The organism is Flavobacterium keumense (assembly GCF_029866485.1).
GTDB lineage: Bacteria > Bacteroidota > Bacteroidia > Flavobacteriales > Flavobacteriaceae > Flavobacterium > Flavobacterium keumense.
This window is the reverse complement of record NZ_CP092332.1, coordinates 2,461,847-2,488,286: the sequence shown is the minus strand read 5'-3', so window position 1 is coordinate 2,488,286 and position 26,440 is coordinate 2,461,847. Positions and strand designations below refer to the sequence as shown.

Genomic DNA, 26,440 nt, shown 5'->3' with positions numbered 1-26,440 from the left:
TTAATCGTTGTATTTGCTCATAAAAACAGCTTAAAATGTTATATTTTTAAGATGTTTTCAGTATATGAATCAAAATAAAAACGCCTTTTGGAGTACAAAAGGCGTTTTCTAAATGGAATTGAAAAGTAAATTATTCGACTACCTCTCCTTTTATTTTTAGAGCTATCCTTCCGCCTTCATAATTGGTGGCGTTTGATTCTACTGTGATTGTTTTACGAATAGGTCCTGTGGCCATATTGTATTTTACCTCAATTTTTCCTTTTTTTCCAGGTAGAATTGGTGCTTCGGGTTTTGTAGGGACGGTACATCCACAAGTAGAAAGTACGTTGGTTATTATTAGAGGAGCGTCTCCAGTATTGGTAAATTCAAAAACACGTATACCAGAATCGGTAGCTTTGGTTACCTTTCCATAATCAATGGTGTTTTCTTTGGCTGAAAATTCAATTTTAGCACTTTGTGAAAAACTAATGTTGCTAAACAAGGTGAATAAAATGAGGGCGATTATTTTTTGCATTTTCAAAAATGATTTAAATGATTAGTAAATTTAGTTTCTTTTATTTACACTACAAATTTTTATTTCGTTTTTTATAGTCTACTTAATTAGTTACTTTTGTTGCTTATTTGGCTTACAAAATAAAAGCCAAAGTATAAAGTGTTATTTCTGAATTTGACATTCAATGTCTCACTCCTGAAAATAAACACCATATAACGATTAAAGAATTTACGATACAATGACAATTCCTGCACAATTCGACGCCAAAACGATTGAACAAAAGTGGTACGACTATTGGATGAAAAATAACTATTTTCATTCGGAACCTGACCATAGAACGCCTTATACGATTGTAATTCCGCCACCCAATGTAACTGGAGTGTTGCACATGGGACACATGTTGAACAATACGATTCAAGACGTCTTGATTCGTAGAGCGCGTTTGAAAGGATTCAATGCCTGTTGGGTACCAGGAACAGACCATGCTTCTATCGCTACCGAAGCCAAAGTAGTGGCTAAATTAAAAGCCGAAGGAATCAATAAAAACGATTTGACTCGTGAGGAATTTTTGGCACACGCTTGGGAATGGACCGATAAATACGGTGGCGTGATTTTGGAACAATTGAAAAAATTAGGAGCTTCTTGTGATTGGGAACGTACCAAATTCACTATGGATCCAGATATGTCAGCCTCTGTAATTCGTTCGTTTGTGGATTTGTACAACAAAGGCTTGATTTATCGCGGTTACCGAATGGTGAATTGGGATCCAGAAGCTAAAACGACCTTGTCTGACGAGGAAGTAATTTATGAAGAACAACAAGGAAAGTTGTATTTCCTTAACTATAAAATCGAAGGAAGTAACGACTTTTTGACTGTGGCAACGACACGTCCAGAAACTATTTTTGGAGATACAGCCATCTGTATTAATCCTAATGACGAGCGTTTTGCTCATTTGAAAGGTAAAAAAGCCATTGTACCAATTTGCGGTAGAGTAGTACCCATCATTGAAGATGAGTATGTTGATGTAGAATTTGGTACCGGTTGTTTGAAAGTGACACCTGCTCACGACATGAACGACAAAACCTTAGGCGAGAAACATAATCTAGAAATTATTGATATCTTCAATGAAGATGCTACTTTAAATAGCTTTGGTTTGCATTACCAAGGACTAGATCGTTTTGTGGTTCGTGAGGCGATTGCCAAAGAATTAGAAACGGTTGGTGCTTTGGCTAAAACCGAAACCCACTTGAATAAAGTAGGAACTTCGGAACGAACCAAAGCAGTAATTGAACCTCGTTTGTCCGATCAATGGTTCTTGAAAATGGAAGATTTGGTAAAACCAGCCATCAAAGCGGTTTTAGAAGATGACGAAATTAAATTGCATCCAAAACGTTTTGATAACACCTATGCGCATTGGTTGAATAATATTCGCGATTGGAATATTTCACGTCAATTGTGGTGGGGACAACAAATTCCGGCCTATTATTATGGCGACGGAAAAGAAGATTTTGTAGTTGCCGAAACCATTGAAGCAGCGCTTGAGTTAGCAAAACAAAGAACCAACAACCCACAACTGACAACTGACAACCTAACTCAAGATGTCGATGCTTTAGATACTTGGTTTTCTTCTTGGCTATGGCCAATGGCGGTTTTTGGAGGTATAATGAATCCTAAAAACGAAGATTTTAAGTACTATTATCCAACGAATGATTTGGTTACGGGACCGGATATTTTGTTTTTCTGGGTAGCGCGAATGATTATTGCAGGTTACGAATACACGGGTAAAAAACCATTTACAAATGTGTATTTAACAGGTTTGGTTCGTGACAAACAACGACGTAAAATGTCAAAATCGTTAGGAAACTCTCCTGATCCTTTAGATTTGATTGATAAATTTGGTGCCGATGGTGTTCGTGTAGGCTTGTTGTTGAGTGCTTCGGCAGGAAATGACATTATGTTTGACGAAGAATTGTGTAACCAAGGGAAAGCATTTACCAATAAAATTTGGAATGCGTTCAAACTGATTAAAGGTTGGGAAGTATCAGATGCTATTTCGCAACCTGAATCGTCTAAAGTAGCCATTGAATGGTATGAAGCTAAATTGCAACAAACCCTTTTAGATATTGAGGATAATTTTGAAAAATACAGAATTTCAGATGCTTTAATGGGTATTTATAAATTGGTTTGGGACGATTTCTGTTCTTGGTTTTTAGAAATGATTAAACCGGGTTACCAACAACCAATTGACAGTTTGACTTTGGCGAAAGCCATTGAAATGTTGGAAAACAACTTGAAATTACTACACCCATTCATGCCGTTCTTGACGGAAGAAATTTGGCAATTATTAACTGAAAGAACGAAAGAAGAAGCATTGATTGTTTCTACTTGGCCAACAATGAAACCATTTAATGCGAGTTTGATTACTGATTTTGATAACATTATCGAAGTGATTTCGGGTATTAGAACGATTCGAAAAGACAAGAACATTCCGTTCAAAGATGCTATTGAATTGAAGGTAGTAAATAACGACAAGTCTTCGACTTATTTTGATGCAGTTGTTAGCAAATTAGGTAATATTGCTACTTTAGACTATGTGTCGGATAAAGTAGATGGCGCGTTGTCTTTCCGTGTGAAATCCAATGAATATTGTATTCCAATCACTGGAAATATTAATGTAGAAGAAGAAATTGCTAAATTGACTGAAGAGTTAAATTATATTAAAGGATTCTTGAAGTCAGTGCAAGGAAAATTATCGAATGAAAAATTTGTGGCAGGGGCTCCAGAAAAAGTAATCGAAATGGAACGCAAGAAAGAAGCGGATGCTTTGGCTAAAATTGCAACGATTGAACAAAGTTTGGCAGGATTGAAATAGGTCTACTTTTGGAATAAAAAAATCCCGTTCTGATTTAGAACGGGATTTTTTATGAATTATAGCGAAAATTAACCTAATAAAAATAAGAAAAGTAGAGGAAAAATAATTCCGGCAACGGCTAGTTTCCAACCGCGCTGTTTCCAACTGAATTTACCTGCTTTGATCATAATAGTTCCAGTTAAGGCAATGATAATTAGGCTTATTGCAAATATATCTGAATAGTAAATCCAAAAATTTGAGGTGTTCTTATGCAATTGCATAGTTTGACTGATAAGTGGAGTTTTTAAGAATGAGATAATTTCACCCTTACCAGTTTTGAGGTCAATTTCTATATCTTGGTTTTCGAAAGACATTCTGAATTCTCCTTTTTTAACCATATGACGTCTCATTTTACCCTCTATACCTAGTTGTTTGCCTAAATCTTCGGCATATTTTTCGTTGATATCACTTTCAGCAGGTAATTTAACTTCAATGGTTTTAGTTTCAATAGTATATTTTTCAGGGTGCCACATTTCACGGTGATTCATTAGAAGTCCAGAAAAGGCAAAGGAAACAATTAGTCCGATATAAAAATACCCTAAATCTCTGTGTAAGTCTCTCCAATTAATTTTTTTCATGTTGTTTAGTTTTTTGGTTTATATATAGACTAAGCGAATATAAAAAGGTTTAATTAGAATTTGTATTTAATGCTAGTCATAATTTGGCGAGGAGCAATTGGATTAACGCTATAATTTTCGTGAACAGTATAGTTAAGTTCGTTTGTGATATTAGAAAGTTTACATAAAATACTCCATTTTTCCCAAGTATAACCTGCTGAAATATCTACTGTTGTATAGCCTGAAAGAGGAATGTCTCTATCATTAATTGTTACAGCACCAGTGGTAGCATTTACTACATATTGATCGTTCCAACCACCAAAACGATCTCCAATATAGTTTCCAATAGCTCCAATAGAAAGTCCTTTTAGTTTTCCTGTAGGAATGTTATAAAAGAAACTTAAGTTAGCAGTATTAACTGGAGTTCGAACTAGTCTATCTCCTTGAATGAAACTACCGTTGCTTATAGAGGTTTTAGTAAAACGACTATCATTATAACTGTATCCAGCATTAATATTTACACCTTCAAATGGTTTGGCTGTAATATCAATTTCTATCCCTTTGCTTTTGGTTGCTCCATTTAATACTTTAATTGTTGTATCGGTATTTCGAGTAACGCCATCGGCTTTGAACTCGGCGGTTTGTGCTAAATTACTATTGGTTATTTGATACACCGTAACATTGGTACTCAATATTCCGTTCCAAAAATCTTTTTTAACACCTATTTCATATTGATCAATAATGGATGCAGCAATTGGTTTTAAATCTACTGTAGTTCCTGTATTTGGAGTAAACGAATTGGAATAACTTGCAAATAATGACGAATTTTTATCAGGTTGGTAGATTAATCCAATTTTGGGTGAGAAGGCTTTGTCTTTTAAATTTATTCCTTTTGTAATGGTTACAGGACTTGCAAGTAAGTTGTGAGTTGCAGCTTGTGCTTCTTGCCACGACCAACGGATACCAGCAAGGATTTTAAATTTTTCATTAAACGAAATCAAATCTTGAGCATATATTCCAAAACGGTTGGTAGTAGTAATGACCTTACGTGTATTAACTGCGTTTGGTTCAGTAGTTGCTTGATTGTTTGGTTCAAATGTAAAGACGTTTATAGTATCATAATTGGCAGGTGAAAATACAAATGTATTAGCCGTTGCTATTGAATTTTCAAAGTCAATTCCTGAAAAAGTTTGGTGTTTGATGCTTCCTGTTTTGAAACATCCTTGCAAACTGATTTGTTCGCCCAAAATAGCTTCTAGGTTTTTATATTGTCCTAAAGGACGGCTCCAAGTCCCGTTTGGATTGGTAATTTGAATGCGTTCTGTCCCTTTCCATTCACGATCATAATTTTGGTAAGACGAATTGAAATTAAGCTTCCAATTTTTGTTTAATGAATGGTTCAATAGGGCAGAGGCGCTGGTTGTTTTTGTGTTTCCATTAGACCATAAAGCCCCATAGTAATTGCTTCTACCTACATTGTAAATTTGTTTTCCAATTAATATTGTTCCAAAATCAGGAGTCCAATTGTCATTCATAAAATCTCCTTGTATGGTAAGCTGTGTTTTTGCATTCAAATTAAATAAGAAAGAAGGATTGATATAATAGCGTTCTCTTTTGACTACATTTCTAAAACTTTCCGAATTTTCATAGGAACCATTGAATCGGTAGGCAATGGATTTGTTTAATGGTCCATAAAAATCAATTGATGGTTTGTAAAAAGCAAAACTTCCTGACTGTATAGCAATTTCACCACCTTTTTTGAAAGTTGGCGTTTTGGTAACCAAATTTAAGATTCCGCCGGGAGCTACATTTCCATACAATAAAGCTGATCCACCTTTTAAAAATTCAACTTTTTCTAGAGAAGACACCTCTGGAATAGAACCTGCATTATATCGAAAACCGTTTTTAAACATATTGTTTGCTGTCATGTCATAGCCTCTAGACCAAAAAGATTCTTGAGCTCCGCCACGAGCTGAACCCACATAAACACCATTGGCATTTTTAATCACTTCGCTTAGTCGAATAGCTTGTTGTTGTGCAATAATTTCGTTATCAATAATCTGTATACTCTGTGGAATATCCATTGGCTTCAAGCCAGAACGTACTGCACTTACTTTTCGTTTATTTGGACTTTCTTTTATTACGATTACGATTTCCCTGAGTGTTTCCATTTGCTCTTCTAAAGTAAATGTCACTTTGTTAATTTCATTGGCGACTACTTTTATGTCTTGTGTTTGTTTTTTTAAACCTTCAGCTTCAATGGTAATTGTGTGTAAACCAACAGGAAAGTTGTCAAATCGAAACATACCTTTATCATCGGTTTTAGAGATTGAGTTTTTCTTCCCTAATTTAATGGAAACGCCCGAAAGAGGATAACCATCTTTGGAAATAATCGTACCTTCAATTGCACCTATTTCTTGTGCGTAGCAACAGAGGCTTGAGATTAATGTGATAATTAGAATGTTGATTTGCTTCTTCATAATCGTTTATTTGGAATAATTAAAAATAACGACGCAAATATAAAAGCAACATTTGTATTATCAAAGTTTATTTAGATTAAATCTTAATAATATTTTTAAAAGAATTTTTGTAATGTTGAAAATCAGTTTTTTAGGGAATAAAAAACCTTGCTTTTTGGAGCAAGGTTTCAAATATTCGATATATAAATGGATTTAATCTATTTTACTTTCGCCATTTTGAATTGCTCAGATACTACTTTTTTAGCTTGAGTTCCTGAGATAGCAATGGTAATAACCGATTTTGAATGATGTTGGTATTTGATTTTTTGTGGATAGTCGTTTTGAAGGTTTTCAAAAACCAATTCATTTTCTGTTTCTGAAATTAATGGGAACAAAATAGGTTTGTCGTTGTTTTGTCCTTTGATAATAGTTTCATAAACTAGCTCTCCCTTTTTTTCTACTAAACGGATGGTTTCAAAATGCAAGGTGTCTTTTCCTTTGATAAAAAATGATTCTGCTGTTAAGGTACTGTCGTTGGATTTGATCCAATTTTCAGTTAAGATTCCTTCTTCTGATCTATTTTCCCATTGACCGATAAGCCATTCAGAAGCTTTTATTTTTTCGTTTTTAGAAGTAGTAGTACAAGAAAATAGTAGTAAACTAAATAATGAAAAAAGAATGAATTGACGCATTTTGTTGGATTTAAAAGTGTTGTTGAAACGAATACAATATTAGGGAAAAGATACGAATTAGCCCAGATGGTAGCGACATCCTTTTTATTTTTTTTGCAGCGTAGCTTCTCGAAGCTCAAAAAAATAAAAAGATATAGCGTACAGCTGGAACTGGCTCCTAAAAAATCTGATTTTCTAAAATTAATTCTGCAATCTTTTTTGTACTTTTGCCCTCCAAATAAAGGAAAAAATAAGATGTTAGATAGACTTCAGATAGTAAAACAACGTTTTGATGAGATTTCGGATTTGATTATTCAACCCGATGTAATTGCTGATCAAAAACGGTATGTGCAATTGAATCAAGAATACAAAGGTTTGAAAGCCTTGGCTGATAAACGCGACGAGTATGTTTTGTTAATGGCTAATATTGACGAGGCTAACGAAATTATTGCTGATGGATCAGATGCTGAAATGGTGGAAATGGCCAAAATGCAATTAGACGAAGCTAAAGAGCGCTTGCCAGAATTAGAAGAAGAAATCAAATTCCTATTGATTCCGAAAGATCCTGAAGATGCTAAAAATGTAATGGTGGAGGTTCGTGCGGGAACAGGTGGTGATGAGGCAAGTATTTTTGCTGGCGATTTGTTTCGTATGTACACGAAATATTGTGAAAGTAGAGGGTGGAGAACTTCAGTGGTGGACATGAACGAAGGAACTTCGGGAGGATTTAAAGAGATTATTTTTGAAGTAACTGGCGAAGATGTGTACGGAACTTTGAAGTTTGAAGCGGGAGTGCATCGTGTGCAACGTGTACCACAAACAGAAACTCAAGGACGTGTGCATACATCAGCCGCTACGGTAATGGTGTTGCCAGAAGCGGAAGAATTTGACGTGCAAATTGATATGAATGATGTTCGTGTGGATTTCTTTTGTTCGTCAGGACCTGGCGGACAATCGGTAAATACAACGAAATCAGCAGTTCGTTTGACGCACATTCCAACAGGATTGGTAGCGCAGTGTCAGGATGAAAAATCACAACATAAAAATAAAGATAAGGCGTTAACAGTTTTACGTTCTCGTTTGTACGAAATGGAATTGGCTAAGAAACAAGAAGAAGATGCTTCAAAGCGTTCTTCACAAGTAAGTTCAGGAGACCGTTCGGCTAAAATTCGCACCTATAATTATGCGCAAGGTCGTGTAACTGATCACCGTATTGGGTTGACTTTATATGATTTGGGTAACATTATGAATGGTGACATTCAGAAAATTATAGACGAATTGCAATTAGTAAACAATACGGAGAAATTAAAAGCCAGTGAAGTTTTTTAGTCTAGCTAGTTTGCCACAGATTAAAGGATTACTATGATTTTATAATCGATGTAACCAGTGGCAAAAAATAAAATAGTAAATTTAAAATAAATCAAATGCCATGCTTAAAATTAAGTTTGGCATTTTTTGTAACACTTTGCGAACTTTGCGAAAAACTTTGCGAACTTTGCGGTTAAATATACAACAATGACAACACAACAATTAATTGATCAAATTCAAGCTAAAAAATCATTCCTGTGTGTGGGTTTGGATGTCGATTTGAATAAGATTCCGCAACACGTATTGGAAACAGAAGATCCTATTTTTGAATTCAATAAAGCGATTATTGACGCAACGCATGATTTAGCTGTAGCCTATAAGCCTAATACTGCTTTTTATGAAGCGTATGGAATTAAAGGTTGGTTGTCGTTAGAAAAAACAATTCGGTATATCAACGAAAATTATCCTGATATTTTTACCATTGCCGATGCAAAAAGAGGCGATATTGGAAATACGTCTTCGATGTATGCTAAAGCATTCTTTGAAGATTTGAATTTTGATTCGGTAACCGTGGCGCCGTATATGGGTAAAGATTCGGTAGAACCATTTTTGGCTTTTGAAGACAAACACACCATTATGTTAGCGTTAACTTCCAATGAAGGGGCGTTTGATTTTCAAACTTTGAATGTGAATGGAACCGAATTGTATAAGCAAGTTTTAAAAACATCCAAAACTTGGAAAAACAGTCATAACTTGATGTATGTTGTGGGTGCTACTAAAGCAGAATATTTCACTGAGATTCGGAAAATTATTCCGGATAGTTTCTTGTTAGTTCCAGGAGTAGGAGCGCAGGGAGGAAGTTTATCTGAAGTTTGTAAATACGGAATGAATGCAAATGTTGGCTTGTTGATTAATTCGTCAAGAGCCATTATTTATGCGTCTACTGGAATTGATTTTGCCGAAAAAGCAAGAGCTGAAGCCTTACAAATGCAACAAGAAATGCAAGCTATTTTAGGCTAACGTAGTTTTAATTTCTATATTTACAAAAAAGACTACTTGATTAATTATACCTTATACGAGAATAAAGACAGCAACCAATGGGTGACTTTTGTCCATGGGGCTGGAGGTAGTTCGTCTATTTGGTTCAAACAAATTCGTGATTTTCAAAAAGAATACAATGTATTATTATTGGATTTGCGAGGGCATGGAGAGTCGAAAACCAACTTAAAAAAGGCGTTCAAACAGAAATATACTTTTTCGGCTTTGGCCAATGATATCTTAGAAGTATTGAATCATTTGAAAATTGAGAAATCACACTTTGTAGGGATTTCGTTAGGGACAATTTTAATTCGCCAGTTGGCCGAAATGTACCCAGAACGCGTGCAAAGTATGAGTATGGGTGGTGCTATTTTGAAAATGAATTTTCGTTCTCAAATCTTAATGTTTGTGGGGAATGTGTTCAAATATATTTTACCTTATTTGGTGTTGTATCGTTTTTTTGCCTTTGTTATTATGCCGAATAAAAATCATAAGCAATCTCGAATTCTATTCATCAACGAGGCGAAGAAATTGTATCAAAAAGAGTTTATTAAATGGTTTAAATTGACTGCTGAGATTAATCCGGTGTTGCGATGGTTTCGACAAGTAGAATTGAATATTCCAACTTTGTATGTAATGGGTGAGGAAGATTATATGTTTTTACCCGCAGTTCGTAAGGTGGTTGCGAGTCATTACCGTAGTTCTACACTCTGTGTGATTCAAAATTCAGGTCATGTGGTCAATGTAGAACAGCCAATTCTTTTTAATTCGGAAGTGCTGTCTTTCATAAAAATAAATCAATAAAAAATGCCGATAGCTTTTTTCAAGCTATCGGCATTTTCATAACTAACCAAAACCAAAATAATAAATAACCAGTTTATTATCACTGCAAATATCATAAATGATTGATAGTATTAGTGTTAAGGTTTTGTTATTAGTTTGTTGAAGATTCGTTAAGTTTTTAAAACTAAGCAAAAACGACTGTTTTGTTATTGTACACAATAGTTTTTCGTTCAGCATGTAGTTTTATGGCTCTTGCCAAAACCATTCGTTCTAAGTCGCGTCCCTTCATGATAAAATCTTCAATAGAATGACTGTGTGAAACACGGGTAATGTCTTGTTCGATAATTGGACCTTCGTCTAATTCTTCGGTTACATAATGGCTTGTTGCACCAATAATTTTTACCCCACGTTTGAAAGCAGAATGATACGGCTTAGCACCAGGAAAAGCAGGTAAAAAAGAATGGTGAATGTTGATGATCTTATTTTTGTAAGCAGCTATTATCCGAGGTGTGATAATTTGCATATAGCGTGCCAATACGACAAAATCGATGTCATATTTTGCTAATAAATCCAATTGCTGTTGTTCTCCTTGCGCTTTAATTTCTTTTGTAAACGGAACGTATTCAAACGGAATTTCAAAACGTTCAGCTACTGATCTTAAATCTTCGTGGTTACTGATAATTAACGGAATTTCAAGATTCAATTCACCAGCACTATAGCGACCTAAAATATCATACAAACAGTGGTCGTATTTTGATATAAATAACGCCATACGGGGCTTTTGGTCCTGTGAATAAATTTCCCAATTCATGTTAAAGGGATTGGCTAAATGGGTTTCAAAATGAGATTTTATGGATGTTAAATCCCAATCTTTAGCGTTAAACTCACATTCTAAACGCATAAAAAACACATTTTCATCCGCATCTACGTGTTGGTCTAAGTAGGTGATATTTCCTTCAATCGAGGCAATATAATTGGTTACTGTGGCAATAATCGATTTTTGGTCTTCGCAGTGAATAAGTATCGTAATTCGTTGCATATACTTTTTTTAGGGACTAGTTTTTGTTTGTTAATCTGGTTTCAAATCTAAACTTATTTTTCTACAGAATCACCTCATTTTTAAAACAATATAAAGTAGAATTGTTTTATAAAACTAGGTTTAAATCTTGTCAATCTTTAAATAGCCAATATGAAGTATGTCTTCTTCTAAAGTTGTTTCAGAAGGGGTAATTTGTATGGAATACTTCTCCTTAAAAATTGGAGCTAAAATGTCATCTACATTGTAAATTTCATCTACGTCAATGCCATATTTATCATCAATGTGGGAAGTAGCACCTTCAAAGCTAAAATGTTTATAGAACGTAGTAGCTTTAGCTACTTTAGCTGCAAGACCTAAACTTTCGGCTACCGTCAATGTTTTATAATGGTATTCTTCAAATTCATTTTCTTTGTAGCCTCCTAAATTAATAAAGAATAATTTTCTACTGTTCTCGATTGTTTTTTTAGTTCCGATAGAAATAGAAAAATTATCAACGGTTGTTACTTCGCGCCAAGCATCAATATGAAATTTTCCTTTAGCTTCAGGCCAAAAAGCATCCATTTGGGGGATTAATTCTTTTAAAGAATTTCCTATTCCAAAAAAAATATCGTGTTGTTCGGTATATCGGCCTTCGGGAGTACATCCTAGCATGACCATATATAATTTTAAGTCTTGTGTCATCAAACAAAAATACAGATTTATCTACTATGCAGAAATTGAAGATTTAAAAAAAGAAATAAAAAAAGTGCCTTCTATTATAGAAGGCACTCTTGTTGTATATTGAGGTTAAATTACAAAGCTGATTTTACAGTTTTGATAATTCTAGCAGCAATTTTGTAAGGGTCTCCATTGGAAGCTGGTCTTCTATCTTCCAACCAACCTTTCCAACCTTTTTGAACGGTCATTAATGGAATACGGATTGAACAACCTCTGTCAGAAACTCCGTAAGAGAAGTCGTTGATAGATGCAGTTTCGTGTTTACCTGTCAAACGTTGTTCATTATAAGCACCATAAACAGCAATGTGCTCTTTTGTAACAGGACGGAAAGCTTCACAAATTTTCTCGTACGTTTCTTTTGAACCACAAGTTCTTAAAGTTGAATTAGAGAAGTTAGCATGCATACCAGAACCATTCCAGTCAGTATCACCAAGTGGTTTTGGGTGGTATTCAATATAGTAACCGTATTTCTCAGTTAAACGATCTAATAAATATCTAGCAATCCAGATTTCGTCTCCTGCTTTTTTAGCTCCTTTAGCAAATAATTGGAATTCCCATTGTCCACAAGCTACTTCTTGGTTAATTCCTTCGAAGTTGATTCCAGCAGCAATACATAAGTCAGCATGCTCTTCTACTAGTTTTCTTCCGTGAGTATTTTTTCCTCCAACTGAACAATAGTACATACCTTGTGGTGCAGGGTATCCTCCTACAGGAAATCCTAAAGGTAATTGAGTTTTTGTATCCATGATGAAGTATTCTTGCTCAAAACCAAACCAGAAATCATCATCTTCATCATCGATAGTAGCTCTACCATTAGAAGGATGAGGAGTTCCGTCAGCATACATAACTTCACACATTACTAAGTAGCCGTTCTTACGGTCAGGATCAGGATAAATAGCAACAGGAACTAATAAACAATCTGAAGAACCTCCTTCAGCTTGTCTGGTGGAAGAACCGTCAAATGACCAGTTTCCAATTTCTGCTAAAGTTCCTTGGAAATTTTCATGCTCCTCTACTTTAGTTTTACTTCTAAGGTTTTGAGTTGGCTCATAACCATCTAACCAAATGTATTCTAATTTAATTTTAGCCATAATACTATAATTTATATGTGATTCAAATTCTGACACAAATTTAATTTATTTTTCTAAAGCTTAAAAAGATAGGGGTGTTTTTTGTGTTGTTATAGGTTACTTTTCGCATAAGTGTATTTTTTAAGGGGGTATATTTAAAAAAAAATAATTTTTGATAGGCTAAAAAAATAATTTCGCAATTGTCTTCCTCGATTTAATATTGATTATATTTGCTTTTTTAGCAAAAATGAGTATTTAATATTAAATAAAACTGTTATGCCAACATTACGTTTTCAAGCTTTAAGAGAAGCATCTAGTAGGAAACCAATTCATTTTGAGGAAACTGAAAAAAAATCAGTCATTTTTGGTTCTAATGTATTTAATCAAAAAGCGATGAAACAATTCTTGACCTCTGAAGCTTATAAAGCAGTTCAAGGTGCTATTCAACACGGAACCAAAATAGATAGAAAAATTGCCGATTATGTGGCTATGGGAATGAAAGAATGGGCTTTATCAAAAGGTGTAACTCACTATACGCACTGGTTTCAACCATTGACAGGAACTACTGCAGAGAAACACGATGCTTTTTTTGAAACTTCATTTGATGGAGGTGATTCAGTAGAAAAATTTGGAGGAGCGCAATTAGTTCAACAAGAACCGGATGCATCAAGTTTTCCAAATGGTGGAATTAGAAATACCTTTGAAGCAAGGGGATATACTGCTTGGGATCCAACCTCTCCAGCCTTTATTTTTGGTACTACTTTGTGTATTCCAACCGTATTTATTTCCTATACAGGTGAAGCTCTAGATTATAAAACACCATTATTACGCGCCTTGACCGTTATGGATGATGCTGCTACAGAAGTGTGTAGGTATTTTGATAAAAACGTAAAAAAAGTAACGGCTACTTTAGGTTGGGAGCAAGAATACTTTTTAATCGATCGTTCTTTAGCTAAATCCCGTCCTGATTTGATGATGACGGGTAGAACGTTGTTAGGACATACCTCTGCCAAAGGACAACAATTAGACGATCATTATTTTGGGTCTATTCCTACACGTGCTTTGACGTATATGAGAGATTTAGAGCAAGAATGTATGTTGTTAGGAATCCCCGTTAAAACACGTCATAATGAGGTAGCTCCAAATCAATTTGAAGTTGCACCTATCTTTGAAGAAACCAATTTAGCAGTAGATCATAACTGTTTGCTGATGGATGTGATGGAAAAAGTTGCAGAGAGACATGATTTAAAAGTTTTACTACATGAAAAACCGTTTAAAGGAGTAAATGGATCAGGAAAACACAATAACTGGTCTTTAGCTACAGATACTGGGGTGAACTTATTGAGCCCAAGTAAAACTCCAATGAGTAATTTACAGTTTTTGACTTTCTTTATCAATACAATTAAAGCGGTTAATGATAACGAAACCTTATTGAGAGCTTCTATTGCTTCAGCAAGTAATGATCATCGATTGGGAGCCAATGAAGCACCGCCTGCAATTATTTCTGTTTTTATAGGCGAATCATTGTCAAAAGTATTGGCTGAATTAGAAGGGGTTACAACTGGAAAATTATCTCCTGAAGAAAAAACAGATTTAAAATTGAATGTGGTAGGTAAAATTCCAGATTTAATGTTGGATAATACCGATAGAAATAGAACGTCACCTTTTGCATTTACCGGAAATAAATTTGAGTTTAGAGCAGTAGGTTCTTCTGCCAATTGTTCCAATGCTATGACCACTTTGAATGCTATTGTAGCGAAACAATTGCGTGATTTTAAAGTGGAAGTAGATAGATTGATTGAGGATAAAGGCATGAAAAAAGACGATGCTATTTTCAATGTTTTGAGAGAATACATCAAGCAATCTAAAAAAATCTTATTTGAAGGCGATGGATACAGCGAGGCTTGGGAAAAAGAAGCGGCCAAAAGAGGGTTGAGTAATTACAAAACGACTCCAGAAGCTTTAAAAGCTAGAGCGTCTAAACAAGCCTTGGATTTATTCTCGGAACTTGGAATTATGAATCATGTTGAGGTAGAGGCACGCTATGAAATCGAGTTGGAAGAATACACTAAAAAAATCCAAATTGAAGGCCGTGTTTTAGGAGATATAGCTCGTAATCATGTGATTCCAACCGCAATTCGTTACCAAAATACCTTGATTGAAAATGTTCGTGGTTTGAAAGAAATCTTTGGAAAAGATTTTGAAAGTGTTTCTAAAGAGCAAATCGCTATTATCAAACAAATTTCAGCTCATATAGAAGGAATTAACACCAAGGTGGATGAAATGACTGATGAAAGAAAAAAAGCAAATAGTTTGACAGATGCTCAAGCAATGGCTGAAGCCTATTGCAATAAGGTAAAACCGTATTTTGATATCATTAGAAATCATTGTGACAAATTAGAATTGTTAGTCGATAACGAATTATGGACGCTGACAAAATACAGAGAATTATTGTTCACAAAATAGTAAAATAAAAAAAACTCCTATTACTCAAGTAATGGGAGTTTTTTATTTTTTTCTAAATTTAGATTCATTCCTTCTTGGAAATTCTATTTTTCGACGGGTAGGTTCTGCTTTGGGCAAACTCGCTTCTTCGGTTTTACTGGAAGGTGCAATCAATTGGTTTAATTCTTTAATTTCAGCATCGGTTAATTTGCGGTAGCGCCCCACAGGCACATCTAGTGAAATATTGATAATTCGGATGCGCTTCAAAGCGGTTACTTCGTAGCCTAAATACTCACACATTCTACGAATTTGGCGATTCAAGCCTTGTGTCAAAATAATTTTGAAGGTGTATTTGCTGATTTGTTCCACTTTACATTTTCGGGTTACGGTTTCCAAAATAGGAACGCCATTCCCCATGCGTTCGATAAAACGATCGGTAATTGGTCGGTTTACGGTTACGGTATATTCTTTTTCGTGATTGTTTCTGGCTCGCAATATTTTGTTGACAATATCACCGTCATTGGTCATAAAAATCAATCCTTCGCTTGCTTTATCTAATCGGCCAATAGGGAAAATACGTTTAGGATAGTTGATGTAATCGACAATGTTGTCACGAACGTCCAAATTAGTAGTACATTCAATTCCTACGGGTTTATTGAAAGCCAAATAAATGGGTTTTTCGTTTTTTTCTACAATCAGTTTGCCGTCAATACGCACTTCATCGTCAGGTGCTACTTTAGTGCCCATTTCTGGGACAATGCCGTTGATGCTTACTCTTCCTTCTTCGATTAGTTTATCCGCTTCTCTGCGAGAGCAATAACCGGTTTCTCCAATGAATTTGTTAAGGCGTTTTAGATTGTCTTCCATATTGCAAAAATAATGAATTTGGGAGATTTAATTTGCATCAGAAAGAAAGGCTACAATTTTTTTATACACTTCTTTGTTTTGTAAACTGTGTCCGAGTCCTTTGGTGGTTTCTAAAACAGATGCTTTCCAATGGTTGGTTATTTTTTCGCCTTCTTTGTACAATACAATTTTATCTTCTACATCATGAATTACAAATCCTTTGGCTTTAATAGAAGAAACAAAGTGTTTGGCAGAGAAATGTTCTACTTTAATTTGGAAGTAATCCCAATAATGTTGGTGTAATAATTGCACCATACGGCTGTTCAAACTCAATAATTTGATATAATTTTCAAAGATGATTTTAAAATCAGCAGGAGCTCCTAAAAGCACTATTTTCTCAATGCTTGGATTTTGATACGTAGCTTGGTAATATAAGCTTGTTTTTCCTCCGATGGAATGTCCAATGATGTAATTTGGAGTATATTTTTTAGCTACAGTTTCCATATACGCTGCGTACTGAATGACATTGAATTCTTTGCCTCCTGAAAGGCCATGTGCCGGTGCATCAATAGCAATTATAGTATGTCCCGTTTCCTGAAGATGAGGGATTAATTTTCGCCAACGTGCCGAGTTGCTTTGCCAACCGTGAACCAAAAAAATAATCTTTTCGTCACCTTCCCAACGATACGTTTGGAAAGACTGTTTGTTTTTTTCAAATGTTTCTTTTTTTGCTTCTGCTAAAAAAGAAGGAAGCTTGCTACTGTTTAGTTTTCCTTTTCGGGGCTGGCTAAAAAGCGAGTAAGCGAGAAGTGTAGCTTTTTTTGGACTAATAAAGCACAAGAGATTAATATAAATCCCGTATGATTTTGTTGTTATAAAGAAAAGGAATTGTTTCATACTAAAAAAAAGTCCCGATTTGCATCGGGACTTGGCCTATTTAGAATTTAGAAAATAATTTTTCCATTTTTTCTCTTTCTTCTTGTGCTAATGCACTATCCACTAAAATTCTTCCAGAGTGTTCATCGGTGATGATTTTCTTTCTTGAAGCAATTTCTACTTGTGTTTGTGGCGGAATAGTAAAGAACGAACCTGCAGATGCTCCTCTTTCAATAGAAACAACGGCTAAACCATTGCGAACGCTACTTCTGATTCTTTTGTAAGCAGTTAACAAACGCTCTTCAATTTGTGCTTGGTATTCTGCTGATTTTTCAGATAAGAATTCTTCTTCTTTCTGAGTTTCAGCCATAATTGCATCTAATTCAGATTTTTTATGTTTCAAATGCGCTGATTTTAATTCTAATTTTTCTTTAGAATTAGCAATCACTTCTTTTTTATGTTCAATTGAAGCTTTCATTTCTTTGATTTGCTTTTCAGCCAATTGAATTTCTAATTCTTGAAACTCAATTTCTTTAGTCAAAGAGTTGTATTCTCTATTATTACGAACACTTTCTTGCTGTTTGGTGTATTTTTTAATCGCTTCTTTGTGCTCATCAATAGCATTTTTCTTTACTTTGATTTGCTCTTCGATTACTTCAAGTTCGTTTTTTAATTTTTCTGAACGAGTGCTTAAACCAGCCACTTCATCTTCCAAATCTTCTACCTCTAAAGGAAGTTCTCCTCTTACGTTTCTGATTTCGTCAATTCTAGAGTCAATTAGTTGTAAATCGTAAATTGCTCTTAACTTGTCCTCGACACTTAATTCTTTTTTAGTCGCCATATTTTATAAGTACTTAACTGGATTTGTATTTTCTTCTGAAAAAATGATGGCAAAATTAAGGATTTTTTTTCTAAGAAAGTCAACAATATAATTTTTTGTATATCGTTCGCTTTCAAAATGTCCAATATCGGCCAAAAGTAATTGGTTTTCTGCTTCATAGAACTGATGGTATTTCAAATCAGCAGTCAAAAAAGCATCGGCACCTGCCTGAATAGCGTTTTTAATCGCAAAACTTCCAGACCCTCCCAAAACTGCTACTTTTTGGATTGGTTTTTGAAGTAATTGCGAGTGTCGGATGCCTCCTGCTTGCATTTTGTCTTTTACCAATGCTAGAAAATCGTTTTCATTCATGGCAGTTTCCAATTCGCCAATCATTCCCAAACCAATATTTTGATGTTGGTTTTTTAGGTCATAAATTTCGTAAGCTACTTCCTCATACGAATGACTTTGGAATAAAGCTTTTAAAATCTTAGTTTCTAGATGTTTTTCAAAAGTAACTTCGATTTTGATTTCGTCTGCTTGTACAAATTCAAAGCGTTCGCCAATTTCGGGATTGCTATGTTCGTTACCCATATAGGTTCCAATTCCTTTGGAGTTAAAGCTACAGTTGTCATAATTGCCAATGCTTCCGGCTCCCGCATTGAATAAAGCATTGCGCACTTCATCTGCATTTTCGGGAATAGTGTAGGTAACTAATTTACGAATGTAATTTTCTTTTGGAATGAGGATTTTGGTGTTTTTCAATCCTAAGGCATCGCAAACTATTTTATTAACTCCCTCAGGATGATTGTCCAAAGCGGTATGAACCGCATAGATGGCAATGTCATTTTTAATGGCTTTGATAATGGCGCGTTCTACATAGTTTTTGCCTGTTATTTTCTTCAATCCTGAGAATAAAATTGGGTGAAAGCAAACCACCAAATTGCAATTTTTAGTAATGGCTTCGTCGATAACGCTTTCTAAAGCATCGTGACAAACTAAAATTCCTGTGGTATCATTTTCAGCATTGCCTACCAAAAGCCCTACATTGTCAAAGTCTTCGGCATAGGCCAAAGGAGCCATTTCTTCGAGAATAGGAAATATATCTTTTATTTTCATTTTCAATTTTTTCGAAAGAACAAAGTAACGAATAATGAATGCAACTTTTGTATAAAGATAAAATATTCTACTTTCGTACTATGAATCTTCTCCGAAAAATACTATTTCCTTTCGCTATTCTATATGGTTTCATTACGAGTATTCGTAATTTTTTGTTTGACAAAGGATTCTTAAAATCCTTTTCGTTTCCGGTTCCCGTTATTGTAGTTGGTAATTTAAGCATTGGTGGAACAGGCAAAACTCCTCAGATAGAATATTTGATTCGGCTACTTTCTGAACGCTACACAATAGCTACTCTGAGTAGAGGGTATAAAAGAAAATCAGAAGGATTTGTTTTGGCTAATGCTAATGCTACAGCTGAAACCTTAGGCGATGAGCCGTATCAATTTTACCAAAAATTTCCATCAATTCAAGTAGCAGTAGATGCCGATAGGAAAAATGGTATTGAGCAGTTATTGACAAAAGAGAAGAAGCCTCAAGTTATTTTATTGGATGATGCTTTTCAACACCGCAAAGTCAAAGCGGGGTTTTATATTTTACTTACAGCTTACGATGATGTATTTGCAGATGATTTTCTATTGCCTACGGGTAATTTAAGGGAATCAAGAAGTGGCGCTAAAAGAACGGATGTGATTGTAGTAACCAAATGCCCTGCAACACTTTCTGAAACAGAACAAACTCGAATTAAACAAAGAATAAAGTTATATGCCGCAGCTCCGGTTTATTTTAGTACGATTGCTTTTGATGATTGTGTACAATCTAGTAGTGCATCTGTTCCAGTGACTACTATTCAGCAAACAGCTTGTGTTCTCGTAGCAGGAATTGCAAAACCAGACTCGTTTTTTGATTACTTAAAAAACTCGGAATCTATTTGTTTGACCTATCCCGATCATCATCATTTTACGGAAAGTGATATCCAACAAATTAAACAACAAGCAGGTGATAAGTTAATTGTGACAACTGAAAAAGATTATGTTCGTTTGAAAGATTCGGAGTTGAAAGATCAATTGTATTATTTGCCCATTCGCACTTCGTTGATGGTTGATTCAAATGAATTTGATGCGGCAGTATTGGACTATTTGAAAAAATAAATTATACTTTTTGATTGTTGGTATACAAAATCAAATCAATCAATCGGGAAGAATAGCCAATTTCATTGTCGTACCAGCCTACTACTTTTACCATTTTGTCAATCACAGAGGTAAGTTGTGCGTCAAAAACACACGAATGAGTATTGCCAATAACATCTACAGAAACAATTGGGTCTTCGGTATAGGCTACTATTCCTTTTAGATTAGTTTGTGATGCCAATTGGAAAGCAGCATTGATTTCGTCAATAGTTATCGCTCGTTTTACATTAAAGGTAATGTCGGTTAAAGAGCCATCAGGAACAGGAACACGAATACCACAACCTCCCATTTTATTTTCTAAATGCGTGAAAATTTTAGTCAAGGCTTTGGCTGCTCCAGTTGTGGTTGGGACTATCGATTGACTGGCACCACGCGCACGGCGTAAGTCTTTATGAGGTTGGTCGTGTAGACTTTGGTCGGTGGTAAAGGAGTGAATGGTTGTGATGTACGCTTGTTCAATGCCGCACAATTGATCAATAATTTGAATCATTGGTGCCGCATTGTTAGTGGTGCAACTGGCATTAGAAATAATAGTTTCGCTTCCGTCAAGTATTGCTTCATTTACTCCTAAAACTACGGTTTTAATGCTGTCTACTTCAGAGGGTGCGGATAGAATTACTTTTTTGGCTCCAGCTAAAATATGAGCGTTGAGCTCTTCAAACGTCTTGTATTTTCCGGTTGATTCAATAACATAGTCAATGTGGAGACTTTTCCAATCCAAATCAGCGATGCTTTTTTCGTGGGAGAAAAGAATGTGTTTGCCGTTGACTATAATTCCGGTATCATTTGAGCTAACCTCAAAAGGTAAAACCCCATGAATGCTATCGTATTTTACCAAATGTGCCATCGTTTTTGTATCGGCAATGTCATTAATGGCCACGACTTCTATTTGAGGATGATTGAGGAGCAATCGAAAAAGATTTCGACCAATTCTTCCAAAACCATTGATAGCAATTCTAATTTTCAAAGTGTAAGTATATCTTTAAAGAATGTGTTTTTGAGCCTTGTAAGACGAACGCACTAAAGCGCCACTTTCTACATGACGGAAACCTAATTCCAATCCGTATTTTTCGTATTTCTCGAATTGTTCAGGCGTGATGTATTCTTTTACTGGTAAATGTTTTTTGCTTGGTTGCAGGTATTGACCGATGGTCACCACATCTACATTGGCAGCGCGTAAGTCACGAAGTGTTTGCATCACTTCTTCCTCTTCTTCGCCTAAACCAAGCATAATACCAGATTTGGTTCTGTTGATTCCTTTTTCTTTTAAGTAACGCAATACTTCCATACTACGATCGTATTTGGCTTGTATGCGCACTTCACGCGTTAAGCGGCGTACGGTTTCAATATTATGTGAAACTACTTCAGGATTGGCTTCTACGATGCGGTCTAAGTTTCTTTCGATGCCTTGAAAATCTGGAATTAAGGTTTCTAAGGTCGTGTTCGGATTCATTCTTCGGATGGCTTTTACAGTTTCTATCCAAATGATAGAACCACCATCTTTTAAATCATCTCTATCTACGCTAGTGATAACCGCATGTTTGATGTTCATGATTTTAATAGAACGGGCTACTTTTTCAGGCTCGTCCCAATCGACTGTTTCTGGGCGTCCTGTTTTTACCCCACAAAAACCACAAGAACGCGTACAAACATTACCCAAAATCATAAAGGTCGCGGTACCTTCTCCCCAGCATTCGCCCATATTGGGACAACTTCCGGAGGTGCAAATGGTGTTCAAGCTGTATTTGTCTACTAAGCCTCTCAATTCCGTGTATTTTTGACCAATAGGTAATTTTACACGCAACCATTTGGGCTTAGACGTAGGTAATTTATTTTTTAAAACAGTTTCCATACAATCAATTTTTCGGTTACAAATATAAGGAATGTAGTTGAGTTGGATATCCTTATTTTGGATTAACAAAAGTTAAAAAATAGCGTTGGTATTATTTTCCTTTTTGAATGATTTCGGCCAATAATTTTTTGGCTCTCAAAATTTTAATTTTCACATTGCTGAGCGGTTCGTCAATTTTGTTAGCGATTTCTTGATAGCTCATTTCTTGAAAATAACGCATCTGAATGACTTCTTGGTAATGTGGTTTCAATTCTTTGATGAATTTCAATAATTGCGAAAGGTTTTGTTCTGTGATTAGTTTGTCTTCTACAGAAGGCGTCGTGTCGGCTACATTGTGTGCTTTTTGGTCTTCGTCTTCGGTAATTTCAACAAAGAGACTTGATTTTCTTTTGCGCAATAAATCGATATGGCCATTTTTGGCGATAGCAATCAACCACGTATTGAACTGAAATTCATTGTTATAGGTACTGATTTTGTCGAAAGCCTTAGAGAAAGTTTCGATGGTGATGTCTTCGGCATCGGTTTCATTTTCAGTACGAATTAACATAAACGAGTATACCTCATTCCAATAATAATCCAATAGAAAAGTGAAGGCAGTTTGATCGCCTTGTTTTGCTTTTTCTATTTGTTTTTTTATTTCCAATGGATTGGTTTTGAGAATAAATTGGTAAAATACGCGTTCACTTGCGTAAAGATAAGCACAATTTCAACGACAGGGAACCACAATTTAATATCGTTTTCTTTTAATTTTCCAGCCGCAAATCCTATAACAGTCCAAGCAACAACATAGCGTGCCACAAAAATACTTAGTACGATAATCCATTCAAATTGGAATGCCAATAAAACAGTAGCAACTAAGACGAAAAGTAATTGGGAACCATAAAAAACGCCTAATCGCAATTGGTCTATTGATTTAAAGTAATTAGCCGTGGCAATTTGCCTTCTTTTCTGATTGAAAAAGGCAGAGAAAGTTGTTTTTGGTTTTGAATACGAGAAACTTTCAGGCGTGTAGGCAACAGTAGTGTTTTTCCCATTTGCTGCTTGATTAATAAATAATTCATCGTCGCCTGTGCGTATTTGCATGTGGTCTATAAAACCGTTTACGTTGAAAAACTCTTCCTTTTTGTAGGCCATATTACGGCCCACTCCCATATAAGGATGTCCTAGTTTGGCCCAAGCAAAATACTGAACGGTATTCAAGACATTTTCAAAACGGATGATTTTATTTAAGAAGGAGTTGGCTATTTTTTCATATTTACCATAGCCCAATACAATGGTTTTTTGCATGGTAAATTGCGAACTCATAGCGGTAATCCAATCTTTTGATGTAGGATAGCAATCAGCATCAGTGAAAAGCAGGTATTCTTTTTTGGCGGCTTTTATTCCTAAAGTCAGGGCGTATTTTTTGTTGCCCCAAAAAGCTTCGTTGTTCTCCACTTTTACCAAACGGACATTAGGGTATTGCTTTTCAAATTGCTCGAAAATTTCTAGTGTATTATCTGTTGAAGCATCGTCAATCAAGACAATTTCAAAATCGGGGTAATTTTGTTCTGCTAAAAGCGGAATGTAATTGACTACATTTTCTTCTTCATTTTTAGCACACACAATTACTGAAATTGGAATTCTTTTTGGAGTAATTTTTTGTGCTTTTGCAAAAGCGAATTTTCCAAAAACGCCTAAATAGTAAACGAATTGAATAGCAGCTAAGCCAATAAAAATGTATAAAAGTATATGCATGGGGAAATTGTCTTTTTTATCGCTTGCAAAGGTAGGAATACCATTGCGAAATTGAAAAGTATAACTACAATTTTTTAATAGCTATTTTTCTTTTTTATCGGATGGATGTGATTTGACTAAATTACATTTACTTCGGCTTCGATGCGAATTCCAAAAGTTTTAAAAACGGTATCTTGAATGTTTTTGGATACGGCTAAAATTTCTTGTCCAGTAGCATTTCCATAATTGACTAAGACCAAGGCTTGGTTTTTATGTACGCCTGCATCCCCAAAACGTTTTCCTTTAAAACCTGCTTGTTCAATCAACCAGCCAGCAGGTACTTTAATCTCAGTATCAGAAACTTCATAGTATTTCATTTCGGGAAATTGCTGATGAATTTTCTCGAAATCTGATTTTGGAACAATAGGATTTTTAAAGAAGCTACCACTATTTCCTAATTCTTTAGGGTCGGGTAATTTACTTTGACGAATGGCAATTACGGCATTACTCACGTCTTTCAAACTAGGATTTTGAATGTTGTTTTTCTTCAATTCGCCTAAAATATCACCATAGGAAGTATTGATTGTATGATTGCGTTTGGTCAATTTAAAAATCACAGAGGTGATGATGTATTGGTCTTTGACTTCATTTTTGAAAATGCTTTCTCGGTAACCAAAATGACATTCCTCATTTTGAAACGTTCTCATTTCTTGATTAGCAATAGCCATTGCTTGACAAGAAACAAAGCGATCTTTGATTTCGGCACCATAAGCACCAATGTTTTGTACGGGAGTAGTGCCTACGTTACCAGGAATGAGCGACATATTTTCTAATCCACCAAAATTTTGGTCAATAGTCCAAAGTACAAATTCGTGCCAGTTTTCGCCCGCCTGGCTTTCGACCCAAACGAAATCGTCATTTTCTTTAATGATTTTTTTGCCTTTCAAATCGATATGAATCACTAATGCATCAATATCTTGAGTTAAAAGCATGTTGCTACCTCCACCCAGAATAAACTTTTTCTCTGTTGGATTTTCAATTAAAACAGTTTTTAATTCTTCTAGTGAATGAACTGCGATGAATTGTTTTGCTTTAGCTTCAATACCAAAAGTATTGTAGTTTTTTAGAGAAAAATTAGATTGTAGCGTCATGGAATAAAATGCTTTTTGAAAGTTCAAAAATACGAATTAAAATTCGTCGGTAGTTACCGCGCGATTGATAAAATCGTTCAAAGGTTTTAAAGCGATTAATTTTTTGGACATTGTAGTGACAAAGTCTTTTTTCAAGACTTCTGAAATGTCGAATTTTTGACTGGCTTCAAAACTTTTTAGTTTTAAAAACTCAATAGCGGGATGGTCTTTTTCGTATCCACGAGGCGGATTTTTTAACACACTTGATTCGTTTCGATCAAAATCACCAAACTCTTTTTTGAAATTTTTTTCTTGTAGGATAGCCTCTAAATCGTCATAAAAAAAGGCAATTTCTTTACGAACTTTTTTTAAATCTTCAGCTTCAGGGCAATAAAAACCACCGGCAATAAAGCTTTTGTTTCTTTCAATATGAACATAGTAGCCGGAACGATTGTTCCCTTTACTACCTGAAGAAAGCCAAATTCCAACATGTGATTTATAAGGCGTTTTGTCTTTTGAGAAACGAATGTCGCGATTGATTCTAAAGGTACAGTTTTTAACTTCCAATAGTTCGAGTGAAGGATCTAATGGTTTCATCACATCTAGAAAATTACCCACTAATTGTTGATAGTCTTTTTTGAATGTCTCGTATCTTTTTTTATTGTCTAAAAACCATTCTCTATTGTTGTTAGCATTTAGATCGTCTAAAAATTGTACACTTTCTTTAGATAGCATGGGTAAGTATTTATAATTGTTTTTTCAAATCGGATTCGCTGATGTAACCTGAATGTTGCCATTTTAGTTGCTTGTTTTCATACAATAACAAAGTCGGCAATTCGCTTATTTTCATTTCTGAAAGTAGGCTTTTGTTTTTGTCAGCATCAAGGCGAATAATCACTAGTTTGTCTCCCAATTCCTTTTCCATTTTCAATAAATAAGGGGTCATTTTTTTGCAAGGCGCACACCATTCGGCATAAAAATCAATCAACACTTTTTTATCAGAATTCAATAAAGTAGCATATTGTTCTTTGGAAATACCTACTCTTTTAGCAGAAGGTTTAGACAATCCAGCAGCATCCCATTTTAAAAAGCCTCCTTCTAATTCAATAATTTGTGTAAATCCCAATTGAGCTAATTTTTCAGCTGCTTGATGACTTCTACCTCCAATTTTACAATACACAAATACAGGTTTGGATTTGTCGAATTTTGATGCGTTAGTAACAAAGTCATTACTCAGCCAATTTACATTTTGTGCTCTTTCAATATGTTCTGCTGCAAATTCTTCAGGAGTTCGAACGTCTAGAATTTGAGGATTTGGTGTAGCTTCAATTTTCTTTGAAAAAGAAACGGCATCAAGCGTTTCAACTTTTTTTGAGGGTTGTCCGTTGCACGAAGTTAGTGTGAATACTACGATGGCGATTGCTATTTTTTTTAGTTTCATTATGATTAATTATTAAGTT

24 protein-coding genes are annotated in these 26,440 nt (G+C 35.1%); 6 read left to right on the top strand and 18 right to left on the bottom strand.

What is annotated here, in order from left to right:
- Nucleotides 1-130 precede the first annotated feature (130 nt).
- On the bottom strand, nt 131-514 hold the full coding sequence (locus MG292_RS11085) for a DUF1573 domain-containing protein (protein ID WP_264532663.1): 384 nt from the start codon (nt 512-514) through the stop codon (nt 131-133).
- 217 nt (nt 515-731) lie between these two features.
- Here MG292_RS11085 and MG292_RS11080 point away from each other — a divergent pair, with 217 nt between their 5' ends.
- A complete protein-coding gene (locus MG292_RS11080) occupies nt 732-3,365 on the top strand; it encodes a valine--tRNA ligase (RefSeq protein WP_264532664.1) in 2,634 nt (877 codons plus the stop codon).
- A 68-nt stretch (nt 3,366-3,433) separates the two neighbouring features.
- Here MG292_RS11080 and MG292_RS11075 read toward each other — a convergent pair whose 3' ends face one another.
- The 3 genes from MG292_RS11075 to MG292_RS11065 all read right to left on the bottom strand — a co-directional run bounded on the left by MG292_RS11075 (nt 3,434) and on the right by MG292_RS11065 (nt 7,112).
- Nucleotides 3,434-3,982 carry a PepSY-associated TM helix domain-containing protein gene (locus MG292_RS11075; RefSeq protein ID WP_264532665.1) on the bottom strand — a complete coding sequence of 183 codons (549 nt, stop codon included), beginning with the start codon at nt 3,980-3,982 and terminating at the stop codon, nt 3,434-3,436.
- Between the two features lie 53 nt (nt 3,983-4,035).
- On the bottom strand, nt 4,036-6,441 hold the full coding sequence (locus MG292_RS11070; protein ID WP_264532666.1) for a TonB-dependent siderophore receptor: 2,406 nt from the start codon (nt 6,439-6,441) through the stop codon (nt 4,036-4,038).
- A gap of 197 nt (nt 6,442-6,638) precedes the next feature.
- Nucleotides 6,639-7,112, bottom strand: a complete 474-nt coding sequence (locus MG292_RS11065; RefSeq protein WP_264532667.1) for a DUF6265 family protein — start codon at nt 7,110-7,112, stop codon at nt 6,639-6,641.
- A 234-nt stretch (nt 7,113-7,346) separates the two neighbouring features.
- Here MG292_RS11065 and prfA point away from each other — a divergent pair, with 234 nt between their 5' ends.
- From prfA to MG292_RS11050, 3 genes are all read left to right on the top strand, one after another.
- Nucleotides 7,347-8,420, top strand: coding sequence for a peptide chain release factor 1 (gene prfA / locus MG292_RS11060; RefSeq protein ID WP_264532668.1), 1,074 nt, complete (start codon nt 7,347-7,349; stop codon nt 8,418-8,420).
- Between the two features lie 186 nt (nt 8,421-8,606).
- Nucleotides 8,607-9,419, top strand: coding sequence for an orotidine-5'-phosphate decarboxylase (gene pyrF, locus MG292_RS11055; RefSeq protein WP_264532669.1), 813 nt, complete (start codon nt 8,607-8,609; stop codon nt 9,417-9,419).
- A gap of 36 nt (nt 9,420-9,455) precedes the next feature.
- On the top strand, nt 9,456-10,241 hold the full coding sequence (locus tag MG292_RS11050; protein WP_264532670.1) for an alpha/beta fold hydrolase: 786 nt from the start codon (nt 9,456-9,458) through the stop codon (nt 10,239-10,241).
- 163 nt (nt 10,242-10,404) lie between these two features.
- Here the strand turns inward: MG292_RS11050 and purU are convergent, their stop codons facing one another.
- The 3 genes from purU to MG292_RS11035 form a co-directional block, all read right to left on the bottom strand.
- A complete protein-coding gene (gene purU, locus MG292_RS11045) occupies nt 10,405-11,259 on the bottom strand; it encodes a formyltetrahydrofolate deformylase (protein WP_264532671.1) in 855 nt (284 codons plus the stop codon).
- 120 nt (nt 11,260-11,379) lie between these two features.
- A complete protein-coding gene (locus MG292_RS11040) occupies nt 11,380-11,940 on the bottom strand; it encodes a DUF1543 domain-containing protein (protein WP_264532672.1) in 561 nt (186 codons plus the stop codon).
- 110 nt (nt 11,941-12,050) lie between these two features.
- The gene (locus MG292_RS11035) at nt 12,051-13,067 is read right to left on the bottom strand and encodes a glutamine synthetase beta-grasp domain-containing protein (RefSeq protein WP_264532673.1); all 1,017 of its coding nucleotides are present in this window, start codon (nt 13,065-13,067) and stop codon (nt 12,051-12,053) included.
- A 255-nt stretch (nt 13,068-13,322) separates the two neighbouring features.
- Here MG292_RS11035 and MG292_RS11030 point away from each other — a divergent pair, with 255 nt between their 5' ends.
- A complete protein-coding gene (locus tag MG292_RS11030) occupies nt 13,323-15,512 on the top strand; it encodes a glutamine synthetase III family protein (protein WP_264532674.1) in 2,190 nt (729 codons plus the stop codon).
- 42 nt (nt 15,513-15,554) lie between these two features.
- On the opposite strand, the gene rluF is transcribed toward MG292_RS11030, so the two are convergent.
- Genes rluF through MG292_RS11010 form a run of 4 tightly spaced genes read right to left on the bottom strand, consistent with a single transcriptional unit; the run spans nt 15,555 to nt 19,152 of the window.
- The gene (gene rluF / locus MG292_RS11025; RefSeq protein ID WP_264532675.1) at nt 15,555-16,358 is read right to left on the bottom strand and encodes a 23S rRNA pseudouridine(2604) synthase RluF; all 804 of its coding nucleotides are present in this window, start codon (nt 16,356-16,358) and stop codon (nt 15,555-15,557) included.
- 27 nt (nt 16,359-16,385) lie between these two features.
- Complete coding sequence (locus tag MG292_RS11020) at nt 16,386-17,234, bottom strand: alpha/beta hydrolase (RefSeq protein WP_264532676.1); 849 nt, start codon at nt 17,232-17,234, stop codon at nt 16,386-16,388.
- 40 nt (nt 17,235-17,274) lie between these two features.
- A complete protein-coding gene (locus tag MG292_RS11015; RefSeq protein WP_264532677.1) occupies nt 17,275-18,054 on the bottom strand; it encodes a zinc ribbon domain-containing protein in 780 nt (259 codons plus the stop codon).
- Nucleotides 18,055-18,057: 3 nt separating this feature from the next.
- On the bottom strand, nt 18,058-19,152 hold the full coding sequence (locus MG292_RS11010; RefSeq protein WP_264532678.1) for a Nif3-like dinuclear metal center hexameric protein: 1,095 nt from the start codon (nt 19,150-19,152) through the stop codon (nt 18,058-18,060).
- An 80-nt stretch (nt 19,153-19,232) separates the two neighbouring features.
- Here MG292_RS11010 and lpxK point away from each other — a divergent pair, with 80 nt between their 5' ends.
- Nucleotides 19,233-20,243 (top strand): tetraacyldisaccharide 4'-kinase, encoded by a 1,011-nt coding sequence (gene lpxK / locus MG292_RS11005; protein ID WP_264532679.1) that lies wholly within the window; start codon nt 19,233-19,235, stop codon nt 20,241-20,243.
- A gap of 1 nt (nt 20,244) precedes the next feature.
- Here the strand turns inward: lpxK and gap are convergent, their stop codons facing one another.
- The 7 genes from gap to MG292_RS10970 form a co-directional block, all read right to left on the bottom strand.
- Complete coding sequence (gap, locus tag MG292_RS11000; RefSeq protein WP_264532680.1) at nt 20,245-21,249, bottom strand: type I glyceraldehyde-3-phosphate dehydrogenase; 1,005 nt, start codon at nt 21,247-21,249, stop codon at nt 20,245-20,247.
- A gap of 15 nt (nt 21,250-21,264) precedes the next feature.
- Entirely contained in the window at nt 21,265-22,134 is an 870-nt protein-coding gene (lipA, locus tag MG292_RS10995; protein WP_264532681.1) for a lipoyl synthase, read from the bottom strand.
- 91 nt (nt 22,135-22,225) lie between these two features.
- A complete protein-coding gene (locus tag MG292_RS10990; protein ID WP_264532682.1) occupies nt 22,226-22,777 on the bottom strand; it encodes an RNA polymerase sigma factor in 552 nt (183 codons plus the stop codon).
- Complete coding sequence (locus MG292_RS10985) at nt 22,768-23,871, bottom strand: glycosyltransferase (protein ID WP_264532683.1); 1,104 nt, start codon at nt 23,869-23,871, stop codon at nt 22,768-22,770. Before MG292_RS10985 ends, MG292_RS10990 begins: the two co-directional genes overlap by 10 nt.
- Before the next feature lie 116 nt (nt 23,872-23,987).
- Nucleotides 23,988-25,028: a UDP-N-acetylmuramate dehydrogenase gene (murB, locus tag MG292_RS10980; protein ID WP_264532684.1), complete on the bottom strand. Its 1,041-nt coding sequence runs from the start codon at nt 25,026-25,028 to the stop codon at nt 23,988-23,990.
- Nucleotides 25,029-25,037: 9 nt separating this feature from the next.
- Nucleotides 25,038-25,715 (bottom strand): DUF2461 domain-containing protein, encoded by a 678-nt coding sequence (locus MG292_RS10975; RefSeq protein ID WP_264532685.1) that lies wholly within the window; start codon nt 25,713-25,715, stop codon nt 25,038-25,040.
- A 10-nt stretch (nt 25,716-25,725) separates the two neighbouring features.
- Nucleotides 25,726-26,421 (bottom strand): thioredoxin domain-containing protein, encoded by a 696-nt coding sequence (locus MG292_RS10970; protein ID WP_264532686.1) that lies wholly within the window; start codon nt 26,419-26,421, stop codon nt 25,726-25,728.
- Between the last annotated feature and the right edge of the window lie 19 nt (nt 26,422-26,440).

What these genes read in the sequence shown, in the direction of transcription:
- prfA (WP_264532668.1), top strand. Translation starts at nt 7,347, where the DNA reads ATGTTAGATAGACTTCAGATAGTAAAACAACGTTTTGATGAGATTTCG.
- MG292_RS11035 (WP_264532673.1), bottom strand. Translation starts at nt 13,067, where the DNA reads ATGGCTAAAATTAAATTAGAATACATTTGGTTAGATGGTTATGAGCCA.
- lipA (WP_264532681.1), bottom strand. Translation starts at nt 22,134, where the DNA reads ATGGAAACTGTTTTAAAAAATAAATTACCTACGTCTAAGCCCAAATGG.
- lpxK (WP_264532679.1), top strand. Translation starts at nt 19,233, where the DNA reads ATGAATCTTCTCCGAAAAATACTATTTCCTTTCGCTATTCTATATGGT.
- rluF (WP_264532675.1), bottom strand. Translation starts at nt 16,358, where the DNA reads ATGGAAGACAATCTAAAACGCCTTAACAAATTCATTGGAGAAACCGGT.
- MG292_RS10975 (WP_264532685.1), bottom strand. Translation starts at nt 25,715, where the DNA reads ATGCTATCTAAAGAAAGTGTACAATTTTTAGACGATCTAAATGCTAAC.
- MG292_RS11030 (WP_264532674.1), top strand. Translation starts at nt 13,323, where the DNA reads ATGCCAACATTACGTTTTCAAGCTTTAAGAGAAGCATCTAGTAGGAAA.
- MG292_RS11010 (WP_264532678.1), bottom strand. Translation starts at nt 19,152, where the DNA reads ATGAAAATAAAAGATATATTTCCTATTCTCGAAGAAATGGCTCCTTTG.
- MG292_RS11065 (WP_264532667.1), bottom strand. Translation starts at nt 7,112, where the DNA reads ATGCGTCAATTCATTCTTTTTTCATTATTTAGTTTACTACTATTTTCT.
- purU (WP_264532671.1), bottom strand. Translation starts at nt 11,259, where the DNA reads ATGCAACGAATTACGATACTTATTCACTGCGAAGACCAAAAATCGATT.
- MG292_RS10985 (WP_264532683.1), bottom strand. Translation starts at nt 23,871, where the DNA reads ATGCATATACTTTTATACATTTTTATTGGCTTAGCTGCTATTCAATTC.
- MG292_RS11080 (WP_264532664.1), top strand. Translation starts at nt 732, where the DNA reads ATGACAATTCCTGCACAATTCGACGCCAAAACGATTGAACAAAAGTGG.
- MG292_RS11015 (WP_264532677.1), bottom strand. Translation starts at nt 18,054, where the DNA reads ATGGCGACTAAAAAAGAATTAAGTGTCGAGGACAAGTTAAGAGCAATT.
- MG292_RS11075 (WP_264532665.1), bottom strand. Translation starts at nt 3,982, where the DNA reads ATGAAAAAAATTAATTGGAGAGACTTACACAGAGATTTAGGGTATTTT.
- MG292_RS10970 (WP_264532686.1), bottom strand. Translation starts at nt 26,421, where the DNA reads ATGAAACTAAAAAAAATAGCAATCGCCATCGTAGTATTCACACTAACT.
- MG292_RS11070 (WP_264532666.1), bottom strand. Translation starts at nt 6,441, where the DNA reads ATGAAGAAGCAAATCAACATTCTAATTATCACATTAATCTCAAGCCTC.
- MG292_RS11020 (WP_264532676.1), bottom strand. Translation starts at nt 17,234, where the DNA reads ATGAAACAATTCCTTTTCTTTATAACAACAAAATCATACGGGATTTAT.
- MG292_RS11085 (WP_264532663.1), bottom strand. Translation starts at nt 514, where the DNA reads ATGCAAAAAATAATCGCCCTCATTTTATTCACCTTGTTTAGCAACATT.
- pyrF (WP_264532669.1), top strand. Translation starts at nt 8,607, where the DNA reads ATGACAACACAACAATTAATTGATCAAATTCAAGCTAAAAAATCATTC.
- MG292_RS11040 (WP_264532672.1), bottom strand. Translation starts at nt 11,940, where the DNA reads ATGACACAAGACTTAAAATTATATATGGTCATGCTAGGATGTACTCCC.